Source organism: Bradyrhizobium sp. WSM4873 (genome assembly GCF_055811355.1).
This window is the reverse complement of sequence record NZ_JBVVPS010000001.1, coordinates 94,723-114,798: the sequence shown is the minus strand read 5'-3', so window position 1 is coordinate 114,798 and position 20,076 is coordinate 94,723. Positions and strand designations below refer to the sequence as shown.

Here is a 20,076-nt window from a genome sequence, read left to right as displayed (position 1 = left end):
CCCAATCGCCATTCGTAATGGCCGTGCGCGTTTACCACACCGACATTTCCAGGTGGGACTTCGACCAAGGCGCGCGAGCCAGAAACTCTAACCCGCCACCCCGCCACCCAGCGCCTTCCGGATCATCTCGGCGAGCTGGTTGCGGCGGTAGGGTTTTGTCAGGAGCATGACGCCGTCGTCGAGCTTGCCGTGGTGGACGATGGCGTTGTCGGTATAGCCCGAGGTATAGAGCACCTTCACGCCGGGGCGGATCGTCGCCACCTTGTCGGCGAGCTCGCGCCCGCTCATGCCGCCGGGGATCACGACGTCGGTGAACAGCAGATCGAACGGCTGGCCGGCCTGGATCAGCTCCAGCGCGGCCTTGCCGTCGGGCGCGGCGACGGTCTGGTAGCCGAGGCTCTGGAGCTGCACGGTGACGAAGTTGCGCACCAGCGGATCATCCTCGACCACGAAAATGGTCTCGGCGCCGCCTTCCGCCGGCGGCGTCGTGGTGGGGGCCAGTTCGGCCATGCCTTCGCCCGGCGGCAGATAAAGCTTGATCGTGGTGCCGTGGCCTTCTTCGCTGTAGATCTTGATGTGGCCGCCGGACTGCTTGACGAATCCGTAGACCATGGAAAGGCCGAGGCCGCTTCCCTTGCCGACCTCCTTGGTGGTGAAGAACGGCTCGAACGCCTGCTGCTGCACCTCGGCCGGCATGCCGGTGCCGGTGTCGCTGACGGCGAGCATCACGTAAGGGCCGGGCCGCACGTCGGGATTGTTTTGCGCATAGGCCTGGTCGAGCACGACGCGGTGGGCCTCGAGCAGCAGCTTGCCGCCGTTCGGCATGGCGTCGCGGGCGTTGATGGCCATGTTGAGCAGGGCATTGGTAAGGCGGGACGGATCGATGTGCGCGGTCATCTGCCCCTGTTCGAGCACGGTCTCGATCTCGATCTGCTCGCCGAGGGTGGGGCGCAGGAGTTTTGCGATGTCCGCGACCGCGGCGTTGATCTCGACGTTGCGCGGCTGCAGCGGCTGCCTGCGCGCGAAGGCGAGCAGATGCTGGATCAGCTCGGCGCAGCGTTCGGCGGCCTCGTCGATCAGGCGCGCTACGCGCTGGAGCTCGGGCTGCTGCTTCAGGCTTGCCACCAGCGTCTCGGTATTGCCGGAGATCACGGTCAGCATGTTGTTGAAGTCGTGCGCGACGCCGCCGGTGAGCTTGCCGATCGCATCCAGCTTCTGCGACTGGTACAATTGCCGCTCGGTCTCGCGCGAAATGGTTGCGTCGTGATAGACCAGCACCGCGCCGGAGACGTTGCCTTTCCCATCCAGCATCGGCCGGCCGCTGATCATGAGATGACGGGGAGCATTGCCGCTGTGCGGGCGGACGATCATCTCCATGTTCTCGAACGGCTCGCCGCGCAGCACGCGTGCCGAAGGCAGCTCGTCGGGCTTGAGCGGGGTGACGCCGTCGCCGTGAAGCACGCTGGACATCGCGCGCAGATTGCGCAGGTTCGTGCCGGTCCGGTGCAGCAGCATGCGCTCCGCGGCGGGATTGGACAGAAGGACATTGCCCTCGGCATCGATGACCAGCACCGCCTCGGCCATGCTGTGAAACGTGCTCTGGAGCACGTTGACCGACAGGCGCAGCTCGTCATGCGCGGTGACGAGATGCTCGGTGCGCTCGGCCACTGCGGCCTCGAGCTGCTGATTGGCGGCCGTGGTCTCCAATAGCGTGCTCTTGAGTGCGCCCTCGCTGCGCCGGCTCTCGCGCATCATCATCACGACCAGCAGCAGGATCACCAGCGCGCCGGCGACGTCGATGCCGAGCAGCACGATGCCGGTGCGGCGCGAATCCTGGGAGCGCGCGGCGAGCAATCGTTCTTGCTCTGCGCTCAAATGATCGAAATTGCCCATCACCGTGTCCATGAGGCCGCGGCCCTCGCCCTTGCCCTGGACCGCGGCAATGCCGGCCTGATCGTTTCCGGCGCGCAGGCGCATCACTTCGGCGGCGATCTCGATCCGGCGCAGCGCCAGCGGCTCGGTGCCCTCGAGCAGCGCGACATGTTCGGGAGTGTCGCGCACGCTGCGCTTGAGGTCGGCGAGTGCCGGTGCGATCCGTGCGTGCACCGCCTGGAATTCTTCGCTGAAGCTCGGGTTGCGATAGATCTCGTAGCCGCGTGCGGCGCTCTCGGCACTGCGCATCAGCACGCGCAGATCGGAGATCTTCTTCAGCACCTGGACGGTATGATTGACCCAGGCCGCGTCGGACCGTGACTTGACGTCGAGGCCGATCGAGGCTGCGGTGATGATCAGGAGGATGGCAAGTCCAGCACCGAGAATGACGCGCTGCGTTGGGATCAAGGGGCTTCTTTCTTGTCCTTCGGCTGTGAGCCACCGCCCGGCTCGGCGATGCATTCCCGGATCGTGGTCAGCAGCGCGTCCGGCGTGAACGGCTTGCGCAGACAGCGAGTCGCGCCGAGTTCCAGCGCCATTCGGAGGAAATCGGGAGAGGGCGAGGCGGACGATGCAAAGGCGTAGCCGGACATCGCGATCAGCGGAACCGCCGGCGCGCGCTCGTGAAAGATGCGAATGGACTCGAAGCCGCGCATGTGCGGCATGAAGATGTCGACCAGCATCACGTCGAAATTCTGGGTTTCGAGCGCAGCCAGACCCGTTTCTCCGCCGTCAGTCAACGTGACGTCGAAGCCCTGACGTTGGAGGAGGACCTCGATGGTCGCGCCGACCATCGGATCGTCATCAACCACGAGAATGCGCGGCATGACACTTCCCAGTCATCGAAGTCCCCACAGCCAAGTTGATACAGGTGAATCGCGCGTCGGGTCAATTTGGGATTGGATAAGGGTAGATATGCACGGTGCGGTGAATAGAGGTCCCCTCGCATCGGTTGTTCGCGGCATCGCCGATGACGAATACGAAGCGAGCGAAACAGGTGGGGCGCCGGAATGAAAAAGGCGCCGCATCGCTGCGACGCCTTCTTCTTCAAGTACTCTCGGTGTGCTTACGGGCAGGGATGACGCTGGCCGTCATAGCCAAGATAGGTGCCGGAGGCGGGATCGTAGGACTTGTAGCGCTGCGCGCAGTAGCCCGCGGAATCGCCGCCGCTATCGGGGACCACGGCCACTGTCGGTTCATCATAGTAGCTGTCGCCATAATAGTAGGGGTCGTCATAGTAGCCGCCGCCGTAATAGGCGTACGAGCCGAGGCCGCCGATCGCAGCGCCCGCCGCGACACCGGGCCAGAAGCCGCCGCCGTGACGATGATGCCAGTGACGACCACTCCAATTGCCGCTACCGCCCTGCCAGTTGCGCGCAGTCGCGACGCTGCGTGTACCGCTGTACGACGGTGAGAAGGCCGGTCGGCTCGCCGTGCCGGCTGCGAAGCTGCCACCGCCGGGACGTACTGCTGCGCCGGCCGCGAAATGGCCCCCGCCGCCACCGATCCGTGCGCCGCCGAAGTTGCCGCCGCCCATGCGGGCGCCGCCACCGCCAAAGTGAGCGCCGCCGCCACCGAAGTGTGCCCCACCGCCGCCGCCGCCAAAGTGTGCCCCGCCGCCAAGGCCGCCGCCAATGTGGGCACCGCCTCCAACCGCTGCGGCCCGACTTTGGGCAAAGCTCGGCGTCGCCAACGGGATAACCAATGCCACTGCCGCAGCCGTGCTCAAGACTTTCAGACTTTTCATGATCAAAACTCCTTTTCCCGGAAGCAAACCCCATGAAAGGGCCGGAGTTCCTGGGATCACGGGGGTTTGCGTGCGAGGACAAGCTCACATGGCGACGCTGTATCCCACATGAACGGATCGCGTCCGCTTTGCGGCAGCGTTCCGTGCCGGTAGACCAGATCTGCAGCGGGGCGCCGCCGCCCGCGCCGAACTGGACATTTCGCCGTCCGGATGGCATCAGGACCCGACGAAGCAGGGCCCTTGCCGAATGAAACAATTCTTCCTCAAGTTCTTCACCTGGTGGAATGGCCAGACGTTTGGCACCCAACTCTGGACCAAGCGCTACGGCGAGCTGGTCGGCCAGGACGAGCAGGGCAACCTCTATTATCGCACCCGCGGCGGGGCGATCGACCCGGCGCTCGGCTTCGAGCGGCGCTGGGTGGTCTATAACGGTTATGCCGAGGCCAGCCGTATCCCGCCGTCCTGGCACGGCTGGATGCATCACACCGTCGATGTGCCGCCGACGCAGGACAATTACCAGCCGCGCGAGTGGGAAAAGCCGCACCAGCCCAATCTCACCGGCACGGCCAACGCCTACCGTCCCTCGGGCTCGACGCTCGCCAGCGGCAAGCGGCCGAAGGCGACCGGCGACTATCAGCCCTGGACGCCCAGCTAGGCTCCCGATCCCCGCCTGAACCCTTGTCGTCGGAGTGGATGCACCCGCATCCGCCTCGCCTTGCTGTGGACAGCGGGAACAGCGGGGATGAGTCCTGCGCGCGGGTTGCAGCCACGCGAGCGATGCGGCTCAATGGTCGCATCTTACGGAGATGGGAGACCATCGCGTTCGGTTCGGGCAACAGTTCGCGACTGTCCCGAAATGCAGCGGCCGCCGACCAGGACTCGATCGGGAGATAGGCCCCCGGTCTGCAAGCTCCGAAATCGCCCGATGAAATGTGCAGCCGCCGTGAGACAGGAAAGACCGCTCGGGAAACCGGGCGGCCTTTTTCTTTGATCTGCTTTTCGGCTGGCGCGGCCGCTCAAAGATAAAGCCGCGGCGAGTTGCCGACCGGCATCATTTCATAGGGCGCCTTCCAGCCAGGCAACGCGGCGACACGCCCGCGCCAGGCATCAATGGCCGGAAATGCCGTGGCAAGATCAAAACCTGTCTCCTCGGCTGGATAGTACAGGTAACCCAACAGCGAGAAATCGACGATGGTCGGCCGGCTGCCCAGAATGAAGCTGCGTTCGGACAGGTGCCTGTCCACGATCGAGAAGGCACTTTCGGTCCGGGTTCGCAGATAAGCGAGCACCGCGGGATGAGCGGGCTCCGGCATGAAGCAGCGCTGAAACCGATGCTGGGCAAAGCTCGACGTGAATTTGTGGTTGTCGAACAGCAGCCAGCGCGTCGCCTCGAATGCTTCCTCGCGCGTCGGGCCGTACATGCCGTGAGTTTCGGCGAGCCACATCAGGATCGCGCCCGACTGAGTCATATGCAGGCCGTCCGCCTCGAGGACGGGCACTTCGCCCATGACGTTGGTTGCGGCCCGCCAGTCCGGTGTGCGGGTTTCGCCGCCGGCGAAGTCGACGCCGACCGGCTCCCAGTCGAGCCCGGCGCAGTTGAGGAACAGCGCGACCTTGAAGGAATTGCCAGAAGCTCCGACGCAGTGCAGCCGGTATCGGGCTATGGTCAGCTCCTCCTGTGCGCGCGGCCGGGAGCGGCCGTGGCTGTCAATCGCGGGCCAGATCGTCGCACCAGGCTCCTGACAGCGTCGTGTCAGCAGTGCCGCGCGTTGGCGACATGACGGCAGAGGCTAGTTCAACCGTTCCGCCGCCCGTTGGACGGCTTCGAGACGGCGGACCTGGTTCGGCGCGATCCGTTGCTTGACCTGCGCCAGCACGTCGGCTGACGCAGTATCCGGCGAACCGGAATTGAACGGAGGCGCCGGATTGTATTCGATCCCGAGCTGGATCGCTTCCGCCGTGGTGCGGTCGACCAGGATCGACACCAGCGTCAGCGCGAAATCGATTCCCGCGGTGACGCCGCCGCCGGTGATGCGGTTGCGGTCGACGCAGACGCGCGTCTTGGTCGGCGTCGCGCCGAACTGGGCCAGCATCTCCATCGCGCTCCAATGCGTCGCGGCGCGGTAGCCCTTCAGGAGGCCGGCAGCGCCGAGCGCCAGCGATCCCGTGCAGACCGAGGTGACATATTTGGCGCCCTCGGCCTGCCGGCGCAGGAAACCGAGCACCTCCTCGTCATTGAGCAGATCGTCGGTGCCGCGGCCGCCGGGCACGCAGATCACATCGAGCTGCGGGCAATCGGCGAAGGTCATGGTCGGCGTCAGCGTCAGCACGGAATCGCTCGGCACCGGCTCGATCCGTTTCCAGATCAGATGCAGTTTTGCACCCGGCACGGCGGAGAACACCTGCAAGGGACCGGTGAAGTCGAGCTGGGTGACGCGCGGAAACACCAAGAGACCGATCTGGAGCGGGGACGACATGAGAGCCTCCAATTATGAGCTTGACGGACGCAGCCTGTCATGATGCCCTCCCGTCCAAAATGGCGTATTTCCCTCGCTTTCGGACATGACCATGATCGGCATCCTGATCTTCCCGGACTTCCAGTTGCTCGATGCGGCCGGCCCGATCTCCGTGTTCGAGATCGCGGCGCGCTGCACGGGCAAGACGACGACCGGGATCCGCGTGCTGGCGGTGAACGCGGGGCCCGTGCGCAGCTCGTCCGGCGTGGAGATGATGGCGCGCGACTTCAAGTCGGCGAATACGATCACGACGCTGGTCGTGGCGGGAGGCGCGGGCGTGACGGATGCCGCGCGTTGCGAGGTCACGCGCGCCTTCGTGCAGCGGCTGGCGCGGCGCGGCGTGCGGGTCGCGAGCGTCTGCTCGGGCGCCTATGTGCTGGCCGAAGCGGGTCTGCTCGACGGGCGTCGCGCCACCACGCATTGGGGACGCACGCGGGATTTCGTTGCGCGCTATCCGAAGGTGAAGTTCGAGCCGGACCAGATTTTCACGCGCGATGGCAATGTGTGGACGTCGGCGGGCATCACGGCGGGCATCGACCTTGCGCTCGCGATGGTGACCGAGGACCATGGCGAAGAGATCGCGCAACAGGTCGCGCGGCAGCTCGTGCTGTATCATCGCCGCAGCGGCGGCCAGTCGCAATTCTCGTCACTTCTGGAATTGAAGACGCCGAACGGCCGCTTCGGTGCGCTGCTGTCCTGGGCGCGCGAGAACCTCGACGCCCGTTTGACGGTCGAAGATCTCGCCGACCGTGCCGGCATGAGCGCGCGGCATTTTGCCCGCGCCTTTGCCGCCGAGACCGGCACGACGCCCTCGAAGGCCATCGAGCGCTTGCGCATCGAGGTCGCGCGCGAGCGCGTGCAGTCCTCGCGCGAGGCGATCGAGCTCGTCGCGGAGGCGACCGGCTTCCGCGACCCCGAGCGCATGCGGCGTGCGTTCATCCGCGCTTTCGGCCAGCCGCCGCAAGCGCTACGGCGCGCGGCAAGGGCGGGGTAGGGAGATTCATCGATCGGAGAGGCCGCTTTAGCGGGTGAGCAGACTTGCATATTCCCCGGCCTTGCGTCACCCGTTGCAGACGATCAGTACAACACGTACCGTCGCTGATCCCGATGCAAGGAACCCCAATGACTGATCGAGAAAAGATTCTGATTGCCCTTCGCGAAAAACCTTTGAAGACTTTCGAAGTCATGAAGCGCGTGAACATCAAGAACCAGGACGACTGCCAATCGCTCCTGTTGAAGATGCGTGACGAAGGCGCCGTGAAGTTCGATATTCACAAGGGACATTGGCGCGCTGCGTGACGACATTCGCTTGGTCACCAGCAGTCTCGCGATGGCAGAGCGGACAAGACTTGCTATTTGGGTCAGCCCGATGCGGCCTTGCCGCCGGTTGCCGCGGCGCCCGAGGCCTGTGCGCGCGCCGTCAAGCGCCGCGCGATCGGCATCAGCATGTAGGGCGCCAGGTGAATGGGAAACTGCGTCATCGCGAAATAGAGCCAGGTGGTGGGCGGCAGCGCGCCGGCGGTCGCGGCGAGCATCAGGCCCAGATTGCGCTGTGACACCATCAGCCCGAGCGCCAGCGCGCGCTCATAGCCGATGCGGCGGAACAGCAGCGTGGTCACGGCGAGCAGCGTGAAATAGATCGCGAACGCGAGCGCCGCGAAGCCGATGGTGGAGACCGGCCGGGCGACGAGATCGCTCGCGACGTCGCCCATGATCGCGGTCGCGAAGACCAGCAGGATGACGATGTTGAAGCCGTCGATCGGCTGCCTGTGACGCTGGATCGCGGCTGCCCCAAAGACCTGTCGGATCACGGTCGCCGCCAGCAGCGATGCTGCGAGGATGCCGAGCAGTTTCAGCCCCAGCGCAGGCGGCGAGATGCTGAGCATGCCGTCAAGGAACAGGCTTGCGAACAGCGATGCCGTGAACGGCACCAGCGCGGTCGCGCTCACCAGCGTGACCAACACCAGCGTGGCGTCGAGGCCCATCAGCGCAGCCAGCGCCGGCGCGGCCATCATCGGCGAGGCCATGCTCTGCAGCATCAATGCGAGCGCAAGGTCGGGCGCGCGCGCCGTGAGCCCGGTGAGATGGACAATCAGGCCGACGATCACAGGCACGCCGATCATGGTCCAGACGGTCGCGGTCCCGACCAGCGCCGGCCGCCGCAGATGGCCGGTGAGCGCGGCGAGATCGACCCGCATGAAGGAGATGCAGAGCAGAACGAAGATCGCCTCGGTGACATAGGGTCGCAGCATCACCCCGAGCGGCGGCACCGCGAGCGCGATGAACACGACGGCGGCCACCGCGCGGGTGCCTTGGCCGCCGAGCCATGTCAGCCCGCGCAGGGGGAGGGCGAATATGCTTTGAAGAACCGGCGGCATCGGGAACGGCGTTTCAGCCCAATCCTTTCAGCCAGGCGCCGATCTCGCTCACGGCGACATTGGCCTCTCGCAGCAATTTTCCCATGGTGAGGAAGCCGTGGAACTGGCCGGGATAATGCTTGGTGGCCACGGGCACGCCGGCCTCCTGGAAGGCCTTGTAGACGGCGGCGGCATCGGGATCGAGCACAACGGGCATGGGGAAGCGACCTTGCGGGTTTCTGATTGTTCGTTGGACGTCATTTTCGGGGGCAGCGCCCGCCTGACCGCGGAGAGGAGTGCTCGACTATTCCATCCGGGGGCCGATCTGGCCAGACCGGGCCGGGAAGGGCAGGGATGCCGCCCTTCCCCCGCCGTATTCGCCGTGTTAACCGGATGGCCTGCGAGCGGCGGTATCCCCTGTAGAATGTCCAGCAAGCCCGATTCGCTGTTGAAGCCGCGCGAGATGTTTCGAACATTTACCCTGACAGGCCTTGCGGCGCTTCTGGCCGCCACCGCACTGACGGCTGCAACGCCGGCGCAGGCGCAGATCGGCACGATCTTCTCCGATCCGCCGCCACTGCGGCCGCCCGGCAACATTCCGCGTGGCCAGCCCCAGCCGCAGATCCCCGACGACGACGAAGAAGTGCCGGAGCTGCCGCCGCAAGGCCGTGTGCTGCCGTCGCGCCCGATGGCGCCCCCGCCGGGCCGGCAGGGCAATGTGATGCCGGGGCCGGTCGAGAGCCAGCCTCTGGCGCCGCCGCCCGGGTCGAGCGCCGCTCCACCAAACCAGCCGCCGCCCGTCGCGGTCGCTCCGCCCACTCCGCAAGGCGCCCCGGGTGCGCCTGGTCAGCGCCAGCCACAGCAGAAGGGCGGGCCGGGCGGCGCTGTCCCGCAGACGCCGGCGAGCCTTCAGCCGGGCGACGAGGTCGTCACCGAGCCGCCGGCCCAGAAGATCGTGAACAAGAAGGCGACCTTCTCCGGTCTCGACAAGATCACCGGGCGCATCATCAATTTCGACGAGGAGATCGGCGAGACCGTGCAGTTCGGTGCGCTGCGCGTCAAAACCGACGCCTGCTACACGCGGCCGGCGACCGAGGCCGCCAACACCGACGCCTTCGTCGAGGTCGACGAGATCACCTTGCAGGGCGAGGTCAAGCGCATCTTCTCGGGCTGGATGTACGCGGCAAGCCCGGGCCTGCACGGCGTCGAGCACCCGATCTACGATATCTGGCTCACCGACTGCAAAGAGCCGCAGCAAACGATTGCGACCGCGGCTCCGGATCCCGGCACCAAGCCGGCAGCACCGCCGCCGCCCGCGCAGAAGAAAGCCGCGCCCAAGCAGGTGCAGCAGCGTCCGCCGCAGCCCTTGCCGCCGATCCAGCAGCAGCAGCCGGCACCGCCGCCACCACCTCCGCCGCCCGAGCAGCGGCCGGGTCTGTTCGGTATCCCCGGGTTTGGCCGCTAGGCCAAATCCCCCGGGGTTTGGCCTGACTATTGGCGCGCCGCGATGATCTCGAGGGCGCGTGCGCCCGGGATCGCTTCGCCGGCGGAGAGCCTCAGGAAATCGCCAGGCTCGCCCGCGAGCGCCTTGTCGAGCAGCGCGGTGTAGCGCCGCCGCGAAATCTCGGCCGCGCCAAAACTCTTCAGGTGCTCGGTGACGTACTGGGTGTCGAGCAGCTCGAAGCCGCCATGGATGAGCCGCGCGACCAGATGCACCAGCGCGACCTTGGAGGCATCGCGCGCGGTGTGGAACATGCTCTCGCCGAAAAAAGCCCGCCCCAGGCTGACGCCGTAAAGCCCGCCGACGAGGTCCTCGCCCTGCCAGGCCTCGACGCTGTGGCAATGGCCGAGCTCGTACAGGCCGCCATAGAGGTCGCGGATGCGCTTGTTGATCCAGGTGTCCTCGCGCCCGGCCTGCGGGGCGGCGCAGCCTGCGATCGTGGCCTTGAAGGCGGTATTGACGGTGACGCGGAATGAATCCGAACGCACGGTGCGCGCGAGCCGCGAGGCCACGCGAAATCCGTCGAGCGGGATGACGCCGCGCAACTCCGGCTCGACCCAGAACAGGGTCGGATCATCGGCGCTTTCGGCCATCGGAAAGATGCCGCAGGCATAGGCGCGCAGCAGCACGGCCGGCGTGATTTCAGACGGGGCAGAGTCGCGCGAAGTCATGGCTCGCCACAATAGCAGGATCGCAATGCGGTTGCGATGGGCGGTGCGGATCAGTTCGCTGCGGCGGCAGCCGGGACACGGCGGAACATCAACATGATTCGGGTTCCGGAATGGGTGGGGTCGCGCTCGACCGAAGCATCGAGCTTGGTGGCCATGGCTGCGACGATGCGCTGGCCCATGCCGGTGGAGCGCGGATCGGCCTTGACGTTGTCGCCGACGCCATCGTCGCTGATCGACAGCAGGAGATCGTCGCCTTGCGAGGTCAGCTCGACATGGATCGGGCCGGCGCCGTCAGGGTAGGCGTATTTCACCGCGTTCATCACCAGTTCGTTGACGATGATGCCGACGGCGACCGCACGGTCCGGATCGATCTCGATCGGTTCGGCCTTCAGCGTCAGGCGCGACATCCGGTTGCCCTCGGCCGAGCGCCTGAGATCCTCGAGCAGCGAATCCAGATACTGGTTCAGGACCACGCTCTTCAGGTCTTGCGAGGTGTAGAGGCGGCGATGCACCTGTGCGACCGCGGCGACGCGGCCCATCGCGTTGGTCAACGCAGCCTTGACCTCGTCCTGCGCGGCGGAGCTTGCCTGCAGATGCAGCAGGGAGGCGATGATCTGCAGCGAGTTGCCGACGCGGTGATTGACCTCCCGCAGCAGCAGCTCGCGCTCGGCGGCGAGCGCAGCATAGCGGTCGCGCGAGGCATGGATTTCGGCTTCGGCTTCCTCGCGCGCCTTCTGCAATTCGGCCTGACGCAGCGCGCCGTCGGCCGCGACGTGGAGCAGGGGGATGAAGTCGCCCTTGACGTCCTTGACGAGATAATCGGCCGCGCCCGCCTTCAGCGCCGTCACCGCAATGCTGGAATCCTGCGACGCCGTGACGAAGACCACCGGCGGTGCGCCTGGTATCGCCATGATCTGCTCCAGCGTCTCGAGCCCGTCGAGGCCGGGCATGTACTGGTCGAGCGCCACGACGTCGATACCGCTATCGACGCTGTTTTGCGCGCCCGCGCGGCGGATGAGCTCGAGGCCTTCCTCGCCGCTCGCGGCGTGAACGACTTTGTAGCCGCGCCGTGTCAGGCCGCGATCGACCAGGCGCGCAAGCGCCCCGTCGTCGTCGATGTAGAGCAGTGTGGGCATGCGCTGGTTCATGGGGCGGCGGGCGGAACCTGGATGACCGAGAAGAACAAGCCGAGCTGCCGGATGGCATTGGCGAAATTCTCGTAGTTCACGGGCTTGGTGATGTAGACGTTGCAGCCGAGCTCGTAGCAGCGCTTGATTTCCTGGGAATCGTCGGTGGTGGTCAACACCACCACGGGCGAGGCCTTCAAATATTTGTTCTCCTTGATCTGCTTCAGAATGTCGATCCCGGTCATGTCGGGGAGGTTGAGATCGAGCAGGATCAGGAGCGCATTGCCCTTCTGCACGAGCCCGCTGCCATCGGGTCCGAACAAATGTTTCATCGCGTCCGTGCCGTTGGCAAAGGAGATGATCTCGTTGTTGACGCCGGACCTTCGGATGTTCCGCTCGATCAGCCGCGCGTGTCCTTCGTCGTCCTCGATCATGATGATGCTGACGGGTTGAGTCATTGATCCGCGTTCCGGTTGCTGGCGTTCCAGGTGATGGGCAACGTGATGGTGAAGGTACTGCCCGTATTCAGTTCCGATGATACCGACATGGTGCCGCCGAGGCGACGCACAAGTGCACGCACATGGGCAAGACCGATGCCCTGACCGGGCTTGTCCTGGGTTCCGGCGCGGCGAAACAGGTCGAATATCCGCTGGTGGTCTTTTGGGTCGATGCCGCGGCCGTTATCGCTGACTTCGAAGATAGCGTAGCCGAGCTTGGTGCGCCCGCGAATTCTGATCTCGCCGGGGACGCCGGGCTTGAGATATTTGATGGCGTTGTCGATCAGATTGGAAAAGATCTGCTCCAGTGCCAGGCGATCGCTGACGAGATTGGGCAGGGGAGCGACATGGATCTCGGCCTGTGCCTCGGCGGCCTGATGCGCCAGCGTCGACACGATGGCTTCGATCAGCTCGCGCGTGTCGATCTTTTCCGGCTGGAACTCGCGCCGGCCCTCGCGGGTGAGATTGAGGATCGCCGAGATCAGGCGGTCCATCTTGGCGATCGACGACTTGATGAAGCCCAGCGCTTCGGAAAAATCCGCTGAGAGCTGCTTGTCGGGACCTTCGAGCGCGATCTCGCCGTCCGGCAGCGGCGGCCCGTCGGCCGGGACGTGGGTAAGGCCACCGATACGGCGGAAAATGTCGCCGCCGAGCTCTTCGAGTTCGCTGGTGAAGCCCATGATGTTGACGAGTGGCGAGCGCAGATCGTGGCTGACGATATAGGCAAAGCGCTGGATCTCGTTATTGGCTTCGCGCAGATCGGCCGTGCGTTCGTCGACCACGGCCTCCAGATTGACATTGGCATCGCGCAGGCGCGCCTCGGCGTCGTCACGGGCAAGGGCCGAGCGCCGCACCAGCCAGATCGAGATCAGCGCCAGCAGCACGACGAGGCCCGAGCCAATGCCGGTCATCGACGCGGCCAGGGTCTGGCTGCGGTCCGAATTGACCGTTCGCAGCCGGAACAGCCGTTCTTCTTCCTGGATCATCCCGGTCGCGACTTTGGCGATCGCGGCTGTCGCGTCCGTGGAGACAACCTCGCGGACCAGCGCTGCGGCGTTCTCCGGCTCACCCCGCCGGAGGAAATCCATCTCCTGCGCGAACTGGCCGAGACGGGTCTCGATCGCCGCGCTCAGCTTCTCGATGTTCTCGCGTTGCGCCGGATTGTCGCCGGTCAGGCGCGTGAGCTTGTCGAGAGCCGGGATGACGGCCGCCACGGCCTTGTCATGGTCGACCTTGAAATCCTCGCCTTGTGTCAGGAGGTAGCCGCGGGCGGTGCTCTCGGCTCTGCGGATTTCCAGCAGGAGGGCGTTGATCTGGTTCTCCGCCTCGATGGTGTGAATCACCCATTTGCTGTCGTCTCTCGCCTTGTTGACGAGGTAGACGGAGCCGGCGCTGATCACGGTCAGCACCAAGAGCCCCGCTGCGAGCAGCAGGATCTGCCAAAATCTACGCCGTCGCTGTGCGTCAGCGGTCACGACGGTCTCGCTCGATCAGGCTTGCCGGACTTCAAATCGCCCCCTCGGAACTGTCCCCACGTCCTAAACGCGATTAGGGCCAAAGGGTTCCATGCGGAGGGACGGCTACTTCGGGGCGGGTTCCGCCTTGCCGGCGAGATATTGTTCCAGCCAGTGGATGTGGTAGTCGCCGTTGATGATGTCGTCCTCGCGCACCAGCGCGCGAAACAGCGGCAGGGTGGTCTCGATGCCCTCGACCACCATCTCGTCCAGCGCCCGGCGCAGCCGCATCAGGCACTCGCCGCGGGTCTTGCCGTGCACGATCAGCTTGCCGACCAGCGAGTCGTAATAAGGCGGGATCGTATAGCCTTGATAGACCGCGGAATCGATCCGCACACCGAGCCCGCCGGGTGGGTGATATTGCGTGATGCGGCCGGGCGAAGGACGAAAGGTCTCCGGATTTTCGGCGTTGATGCGGCACTCGATCGCGTGACCGATGACCTGAACCTCGTCCTGCCTCGCCGGCAGGTCGCCGCCGGCGGCGATGCGGATCTGCTCCAGCACGAGGTCGATGTCGGTGATGCTCTCGGTGACGGGATGCTCGACCTGGATGCGCGTGTTCATCTCGATGAAGTAGAACTCGCCATCCTCGAACAGGAATTCGATGGTGCCGACGCCGAGATATTTCATCTCGCGCATCGCCTTGGCACAGGTCTCGCCGATCTTGGCGCGTGCAGCCGCAGTCAGCACGGGCGAGGGGCCTTCTTCCCAGACCTTCTGGTGGCGTCGCTGCAGCGAGCAGTCGCGTTCGCCAAGATGAATCGCGCCGCCGCGGCCGTCGCCGAGGATCTGGATCTCGATGTGGCGCGGCTTCTGCAGATATTTTTCGAGGTAGACGGAGGCATCGCCGAAGGCGGATTTGGCCTCGTTGGCGGCCGTCGACAGCGCGACCTGAAGATCGGCCTCGCTCTCGGCCACCTTCATGCCGCGGCCGCCGCCGCCCGCCGCGGCTTTGACCAGCACGGGGAAGCCGATCTTCCTGGCGATCGCCATAGCGTCGTCGTTGGGGCCGACCCCTCCGTCGGAGCCGGGCACCACGGGAATGCCGAGCTTCTTGGCGGTTCTCTTGGCCTCGATCTTGTCGCCCATCAGGCGGATGTGCTCGGCCTTCGGGCCGATGAAATGCAGATTATGCTCGGCGAGGATTTCCGCGAAGCGCGCGTTCTCCGACAGGAAGCCGTAGCCGGGATGCACGGCATCGGCGCCGGTGATCTCGCAGGCCGCGAGCAGCGCGGGCACGTTGAGATAGCTGTCCTTGGACGCCGGTGGCCCGATGCAAACGCTCTCGTCCGAGAGGCGCACATGCATGGCATCGGCGTCGGCGGTGGAGTGCACGGCGACGGTCGCGATCCCGAGTTCCTTGCAGGCCCTGAGGATGCGAAGGGCGATCTCGCCGCGATTGGCTATGAGGATCTTGTCGAACATGGTGTCCTTATTGGACTGACGCGCGGAAAGCGGCGAGGGCGATGAGATCGCCCTCGACCGTCACTCAATGATCACGAGCGGCTCGCCGTACTCGACCGGCTGGCCGTCCTCGATCACGATCTGCGTCACCGTGCCGGCGCGCGGCGAGGGGATCTGGTTCATGGTCTTCATGGCTTCGATGATCAGCAGCGTCTGGCCGACCGAGACCTTGCTGCCGACCTCGATGAACGGCTTGGCGCCGGGCTCCGGCGCCCAATAGGCGGTGCCGACCATCGGCGAGGTCACGGCGCCGGGATGCTTCGACAGGTCGGCAGCGGCAGGCGCGGCGGCAGCTGCGGTCGCCGGGAGGGCGGTGGGGGCGGCCGCCATCTGCATCGGCATGGTCGCGGCGACGCTGATGTTGCGGGCGACGCGCAGGCGCAGGCCGGCACGCTCGATCTCGATTTCGGTGAGGCTGGTCTCATCGAGCAGCAAGGCAAGCTCACGGACGAGGGCGGAGTCCTCGCTGGAAAACTTTGCGGCTGCTTTGTCGTCTGGCTGGCGCGCCATGTTGTTTGATCCGAATGTTCTGTGTGAAGGGGGAGCGTCAGGCTTTGGGCTTGATGCCGAGCTTGGCGGCAAGGCCCTGGATGGCGAGGCGGTAGCCCTCGATGCCGAAGCCGCAGAGCGAGGCGAAGGCCGCGCGCGCGGTGTAGGAGTGATGCCGGAAATTCTCGCGGGCGTGGATGTTGGTGACGTGCACTTCGACCGTCGGGATCTGCACCGCGAGCAGCGCGTCGTGCAGCGCGATCGACGTGTGCGAATAGCCGCCGGCATTGATGATGATGCCCTTCATCTTGCGGGCGTATGCCTCGTGGATGAAGTCGATCAATTCGCCTTCGCGGTTGGACTGCCGGCAGTCGGCCTTGAGGCCGAACGTGGCCGCCGTTTCCCGGCACAGCGCCTCGACGTCGGCCAGCGAGGCATGCCCGTACTTCTCGGGCTCGCGCGTCCCCAACATGTTGAGGTTCGGCCCGTTCAGGACAAGGATCGTGTCGGTTGCTGGTTCGGCCATTCCAATCCCGCAAGAGGTGCTTCGGCGTGGCGGGGGTTATAGGTAACAAAGCGCGTGAGGGGAAGCCTTGAAGGACCTCCCAGGTGGCTTCAGATAGCTCATCCCAGGTGCAAAAACCTGTGCGCAAGCTATGGAAATCGCTTGTTAACCAGTCCGAAGCATGGCTGCCGGCCGGCGTGTGCGGGAAGACGCCGCCCGGTAACCCAAAAGCCCCTGCCGATCTCTCGGCAAGGGCTCATTTGGAGCTTCAGCGAAGCGACTTAGCCTTCGATGATGTACACGATCTCGCGCGTCTGCGGACGAACGATGACGTACCGCCCGTGCACCAAGATCACATCATAGCCGCGCCATTCCGGATAAATCTCGACGATCCGCGGCGGGAGCGGGTGGAAATGAACGCTGGCAGGGACCGTCGTGCCGACTGAGATGTTGAAGTTGACGTTGGTCGTTTCCTCGATCTTGGTCGACTTGATCGCGGACGTGATCTCGGTCCGCTTCTCGGGCGGCGGCGCAGAAGCGGTCGCGGAGGCTGTGCCGGTCGTGGTCTGAGACTTGGTATCGGCAGCCTTGTTGTCCGCACCCTTGGTCTGGCTGTCTGCGCCCTTGGTCTGGGCGTTCATGTTGCCGCTCTTGGTGTCAGTCTCCGTGCTCTTGGACTTGTCCGTCTGGGACTTGTCCATCGTGCTCTTCGACTTGTCCTGCGCTGCCTTGTCCTGCGCTGACTTGTCATGCATGGACTTGTCCTGCGCGGACTTGTCTTGCGCGGACTTTTCCTGCGCGCCCTGGGCGTGCTCACCCTTCGCCGCGCCGGCCTTCTCGTCGGTCGCGTTCTTGTTCATCGCGCCGGACTTGTCCATCCCGCCCGACGACTTCTCCTCGGCTGCTCCGCCGGACTTCATGCTGCTGGAGCCGCCAGCCTGACCGACGGTGCCCTTCTCATGGGCGGATTCCTTACCCATCGAGCCGCCGCGTTCGGCGGCGCCGCCGGAAGGCTGCGAATGCTGCATCTGCGCACCACCGGCGCCGCCACCGCTGTCGCGGCTCATGGTGCCCTGTGCGTTCGCCAGACCGGTGCCCGCGACGAGCGCGAGTGTGGCAACCGAGATCATAAAGCGGTTAGACATGGAATTCTCCTCACGTGTTCATTTGCGTCATTGCCCGCGCCGACAACGAAAGGAGATTTGAGTAGTTCCGGAACTTTGGTGGTTCCGAGGCTTTTGTTTGTTGAACGCCAGATGAACGCGCGCGCCAGATTTCGGCGCAATGAAAAGACCGGCTTTTCAGCCGGCCTTTGCATGCGTGATTTTTAACGTGATCAGCGGGTCGCCTTGTCAGCAGGTCGCCTTGCCGCAGCGCGCCACAGCGATCTTTTCCTTGAGGCTATCGACACCGACGGCGCCGACGACGATCTGCTTGCCGATCACGTAGCTCGGCGTGCCGTTCATGCCCATCGCTTCGGCGAGCTTGAAATTCTCCTCGATGGTGCTGCGCACCTCGGCGCTGCCGATGTCCTTTTCGATCTTCGCGACGTCGAGGCCGGCTTCCTTGGCCGCCTGAAGCGCGCGCGCCTTGTCGGCCGCGCCACGGCCGCCGAGCAGCTTCTGGTGGAAGTCGAGGTACTTCTTGCCGGAGGGATCCTGCATGCGCACCGCGACGGCGACCTGGGCTGCTTCGACCGAGCCCTGGCTCAGCACCGGAAACTCCTTCAGCACCACCTTCAGCTTCGGATCGGACTTCATGAGGGTGAGCATGTCGTCCATCGCGCGCTTGCAGTAACCGCAATTGTAGTCGAAGAACTCGACGAAGGTGACGTCGCCGTCCTTGTTGCCGAGCACGACCTGGCGCGGTGAGTTGAAGATCGCATCGGAATTCTGCGCGACGCTGGCCTCGTGCTTCTGCGTCTCGGCCGCGGCCTGGCGCTTGGTAAGCTCGGCCATCGCTTCCTCGAGCACCTCGGGATGGGTGACGAGATAGTTCTTGACGATCGCCTCGATGTCCGTGCGCTGGGCATCGGAGAAGCTGTCGGCCGACGCGGGCACGGCTGCGCCGAACATGGCGAGCGCAAACAGCGCGGGAGCAAGCAGGCGCAGCGAAGGCATAGGCAAATCCTCTTATCCAAAGCAGGTTTCGGAAAACGTCCCGGCGGACTTAAGCTCGGTGTCGTGACGTCGTTTCGTAAGGCGTGGTGGCGTAAGGCGTCGTCTTGGTCTGGTCAGTTGCGCGGCGGTTTCGACGCCACGATGTCGTCGGCCTTGACCCATCCGGGCGTGCCGACGGCGAAACGGGTTTTCGCGCGCGTCGCAAGCTCGCGGGCGGTCTTGTTGTCGCCGCGCAGATAGGCGGCCTGCGCCGACGCCAGATCGGCCTCGGCATAGTCGCCCTTCCGGCCATAGGCCATCGCGAGCTGCATGTAGCCGAGAATGGCCTCCGGTTCCCGTGCCACCGCAGCCCGGAGAATCCGAACGGCGTCATCGGTGTAGGCCTTATTATCGGACCCAACCAGAGCCTGCCCAAGTAACATCTCGATGAGGGGCGCGTTGTTCGAAAGTGCGACAGCCTTGCGCAGGGCAGGAATTGCCTCGGCCGGCTTGCCGCCCTCCAGCAGCGCCTGGCCGCGCACCTCGTAAAAATACGCATTGTTGGGCTGGATCTGGATCAGCGCGTCGATCTGGGTGAGCGCGCTGCGCAAATCGCCATGCAGATAGGTGCTGATGGCGCGGGCGTAGCGCGCCGGCATGCTGTCGTTGGTCAGGGGATAGCGGCGGTACACCGTCTCCGGCCGCTCCATGAAGGCGGAGATCTTGGCGCGCACCATGTCATGGCGGAGCTGGAGCGCGGGATCGTCCTTTTTGTCCCAATAAGGGCTGGAGCTGGCGAATTCCTGCAGGGAAGCGACGCGCTCGGCGGGCATCGGGTGCGACTGGAGATAGGGATCGGCGCCGCGTGCGGCGAACAGGCTCTCGCTGGTGAAGCGCTTGAAGGTCTCGTACATGCCCTTCGGCGACTGCTGGGTCGCCGTCAGGAATTTCACGCCGGCGCGGTCGGCGTTCTCCTCCTGCTGGCGCTGATAGGACAGCAGCGTCCGGCGGATCATCTCCTGGGGGCCAGCGAGGGCGGCGGCTCCTGCATTGGCCAGGCCATTGTTGCCGGCGCTGCCGCTGCCGCGGGTGCTGCCCACGGCCATCGCGCCGGCGCCGAGCAGCATCGCGATGATCATCTGGGTCTGGGCGTTGGCGAGCTGCTCGCGCAGCTTGGACAGATGGCCGCCGGCCAGATGCCCGGTCTCGTGCGCGAGCACGCCGATGATCTGGTTCGGCGTCTCCGATTGCAGGATCGCACCGTAATTGACGAAGATGCGGCGGCCATCGGCGACGAACGCGTTGAACGAGCCCTCGTTGACGATCACCATCTGGATGTTCTGCTTTTCCAGACCGGCGGCGCGCAGGATCGGGCGCGTGTATTCGCGCAGCAGCTGCTCGGTCTCGGTGTCGCGCAGTACCGGCGGTCCCTTGGCCTGCGCATGCGCAGCCGAGAACGGCGTCAGCGCGATCGCAGCCGCCGCGAGGAGGGAGGTGAGGGCGGTGGCCTTCTTGCGCAATGCGATCTGGAACAACATCACGGTCTGGGTCAAACGGTCTTGTCAGCAGGCTTGTCAGGCATTCCTGGTCAAGCAGTTCAGTGATTGGTTTTGGCGATTGGCGGCGGACCGGATACGCGATATGCCCCTTTGAGCCG

The 20,076-nt window shown here is 65.1% G+C and carries 20 protein-coding genes and 1 pseudogene; 4 read left to right on the top strand and 17 right to left on the bottom strand.

What is annotated here, in order from left to right; all coding sequences use genetic code 11:
• Nucleotides 1-87: 87 nt before the first annotated feature.
• The 3 genes from AC0L21_RS00490 to AC0L21_RS00480 all read right to left on the bottom strand — a co-directional run bounded on the left by AC0L21_RS00490 (nucleotide 88) and on the right by AC0L21_RS00480 (nucleotide 3,679).
• Nucleotides 88-2,340 carry a CHASE3 domain-containing protein gene (locus AC0L21_RS00490; protein ID WP_473256993.1) on the bottom strand — a complete coding sequence of 751 codons (2,253 nt, stop codon included), beginning with the start codon at nucleotides 2,338-2,340 and terminating at the stop codon, nucleotides 88-90.
• The gene (locus tag AC0L21_RS00485) at nucleotides 2,337-2,759 is read right to left on the bottom strand and encodes a response regulator (RefSeq protein ID WP_473256992.1); all 423 of its coding nucleotides are present in this window, start codon (nucleotides 2,757-2,759) and stop codon (nucleotides 2,337-2,339) included. The genes AC0L21_RS00490 and AC0L21_RS00485 overlap by 4 nt, the downstream gene beginning before the upstream one ends.
• A gap of 239 nt (nucleotides 2,760-2,998) precedes the next feature.
• Nucleotides 2,999-3,679 carry a BA14K family protein gene (locus AC0L21_RS00480; protein ID WP_473256991.1) on the bottom strand — a complete coding sequence of 227 codons (681 nt, stop codon included), beginning with the start codon at nucleotides 3,677-3,679 and terminating at the stop codon, nucleotides 2,999-3,001.
• Nucleotides 3,680-3,926: 247 nt separating this feature from the next.
• Between AC0L21_RS00480 and AC0L21_RS00475 the strand changes: the two genes are divergently transcribed.
• A complete protein-coding gene (locus AC0L21_RS00475) occupies nucleotides 3,927-4,334 on the top strand; it encodes an NADH:ubiquinone oxidoreductase subunit NDUFA12 (protein WP_354054866.1) in 408 nt (135 codons plus the stop codon).
• Between the two features lie 361 nt (nucleotides 4,335-4,695).
• Here the strand turns inward: AC0L21_RS00475 and AC0L21_RS00470 are convergent, their stop codons facing one another.
• Together AC0L21_RS00470 and AC0L21_RS00465 are read right to left on the bottom strand one after the other, a co-directional pair.
• The gene (locus tag AC0L21_RS00470) at nucleotides 4,696-5,328 is read right to left on the bottom strand and encodes a glutathione S-transferase family protein (protein WP_473258350.1); all 633 of its coding nucleotides are present in this window, start codon (nucleotides 5,326-5,328) and stop codon (nucleotides 4,696-4,698) included.
• Nucleotides 5,329-5,469: 141 nt separating this feature from the next.
• Nucleotides 5,470-6,156 (bottom strand): DJ-1/PfpI family protein, encoded by a 687-nt coding sequence (locus tag AC0L21_RS00465; protein ID WP_473256990.1) that lies wholly within the window; start codon nucleotides 6,154-6,156, stop codon nucleotides 5,470-5,472.
• 91 nt (nucleotides 6,157-6,247) lie between these two features.
• Between AC0L21_RS00465 and AC0L21_RS00460 the strand changes: the two genes are divergently transcribed.
• Nucleotides 6,248-7,189 carry a GlxA family transcriptional regulator gene (locus tag AC0L21_RS00460; RefSeq protein ID WP_473256989.1) on the top strand — a complete coding sequence of 314 codons (942 nt, stop codon included), beginning with the start codon at nucleotides 6,248-6,250 and terminating at the stop codon, nucleotides 7,187-7,189.
• Between the two features lie 128 nt (nucleotides 7,190-7,317).
• Nucleotides 7,318-7,494, top strand: a complete 177-nt coding sequence (locus AC0L21_RS00455; RefSeq protein ID WP_018454491.1) for a hypothetical protein — start codon at nucleotides 7,318-7,320, stop codon at nucleotides 7,492-7,494.
• 62 nt (nucleotides 7,495-7,556) lie between these two features.
• Here AC0L21_RS00455 and AC0L21_RS00450 read toward each other — a convergent pair whose 3' ends face one another.
• The gene (locus AC0L21_RS00450) at nucleotides 7,557-8,573 is read right to left on the bottom strand and encodes a Na+-dependent transporter (RefSeq protein WP_473256988.1); all 1,017 of its coding nucleotides are present in this window, start codon (nucleotides 8,571-8,573) and stop codon (nucleotides 7,557-7,559) included.
• A gap of 13 nt (nucleotides 8,574-8,586) precedes the next feature.
• Nucleotides 8,587-8,721: pseudogene (locus tag AC0L21_RS00445) on the bottom strand (alpha/beta hydrolase); the annotation flags it as partial.
• 255 nt (nucleotides 8,722-8,976) lie between these two features.
• Here AC0L21_RS00445 and AC0L21_RS00440 point away from each other — a divergent pair.
• On the top strand, nucleotides 8,977-10,017 hold the full coding sequence (locus AC0L21_RS00440) for a DUF2155 domain-containing protein (RefSeq protein WP_473256987.1): 1,041 nt from the start codon (nucleotides 8,977-8,979) through the stop codon (nucleotides 10,015-10,017).
• A 26-nt stretch (nucleotides 10,018-10,043) separates the two neighbouring features.
• Here the strand turns inward: AC0L21_RS00440 and aat are convergent, their stop codons facing one another.
• From aat to AC0L21_RS00390, 10 genes are all read right to left on the bottom strand, one after another.
• Nucleotides 10,044-10,724, bottom strand: a complete 681-nt coding sequence (gene aat, locus AC0L21_RS00435; protein WP_026232743.1) for a leucyl/phenylalanyl-tRNA--protein transferase — start codon at nucleotides 10,722-10,724, stop codon at nucleotides 10,044-10,046.
• A gap of 50 nt (nucleotides 10,725-10,774) precedes the next feature.
• The gene (locus AC0L21_RS00430) at nucleotides 10,775-11,872 is read right to left on the bottom strand and encodes a sensor histidine kinase (protein WP_473256986.1); all 1,098 of its coding nucleotides are present in this window, start codon (nucleotides 11,870-11,872) and stop codon (nucleotides 10,775-10,777) included.
• On the bottom strand, nucleotides 11,869-12,309 hold the full coding sequence (locus AC0L21_RS00425) for a response regulator (RefSeq protein ID WP_007609730.1): 441 nt from the start codon (nucleotides 12,307-12,309) through the stop codon (nucleotides 11,869-11,871). The genes AC0L21_RS00430 and AC0L21_RS00425 overlap by 4 nt, the downstream gene beginning before the upstream one ends.
• Nucleotides 12,306-13,823, bottom strand: a complete 1,518-nt coding sequence (locus AC0L21_RS00420; RefSeq protein ID WP_473256985.1) for a sensor histidine kinase — start codon at nucleotides 13,821-13,823, stop codon at nucleotides 12,306-12,308. Before AC0L21_RS00420 ends, AC0L21_RS00425 begins: the two co-directional genes overlap by 4 nt.
• 105 nt (nucleotides 13,824-13,928) lie before the next feature.
• Nucleotides 13,929-15,287: an acetyl-CoA carboxylase biotin carboxylase subunit gene (gene accC, locus AC0L21_RS00415; protein WP_473256984.1), complete on the bottom strand. Its 1,359-nt coding sequence runs from the start codon at nucleotides 15,285-15,287 to the stop codon at nucleotides 13,929-13,931.
• 60 nt (nucleotides 15,288-15,347) lie between these two features.
• Nucleotides 15,348-15,836, bottom strand: coding sequence for an acetyl-CoA carboxylase biotin carboxyl carrier protein (gene accB, locus AC0L21_RS00410; protein ID WP_473256983.1), 489 nt, complete (start codon nucleotides 15,834-15,836; stop codon nucleotides 15,348-15,350).
• Between the two features lie 37 nt (nucleotides 15,837-15,873).
• On the bottom strand, nucleotides 15,874-16,341 hold the full coding sequence (gene aroQ, locus AC0L21_RS00405) for a type II 3-dehydroquinate dehydratase (protein ID WP_473256982.1): 468 nt from the start codon (nucleotides 16,339-16,341) through the stop codon (nucleotides 15,874-15,876).
• 260 nt (nucleotides 16,342-16,601) lie between these two features.
• A complete protein-coding gene (locus AC0L21_RS00400) occupies nucleotides 16,602-17,465 on the bottom strand; it encodes a DUF1236 domain-containing protein (protein ID WP_473256981.1) in 864 nt (287 codons plus the stop codon).
• Nucleotides 17,466-17,672: 207 nt separating this feature from the next.
• Nucleotides 17,673-18,440, bottom strand: coding sequence for a DsbA family protein (locus tag AC0L21_RS00395; RefSeq protein WP_473256980.1), 768 nt, complete (start codon nucleotides 18,438-18,440; stop codon nucleotides 17,673-17,675).
• A 113-nt stretch (nucleotides 18,441-18,553) separates the two neighbouring features.
• Complete coding sequence (locus AC0L21_RS00390) at nucleotides 18,554-19,957, bottom strand: M48 family metalloprotease (RefSeq protein ID WP_473258347.1); 1,404 nt, start codon at nucleotides 19,955-19,957, stop codon at nucleotides 18,554-18,556.
• Nucleotides 19,958-20,076 lie beyond the last annotated feature (119 nt).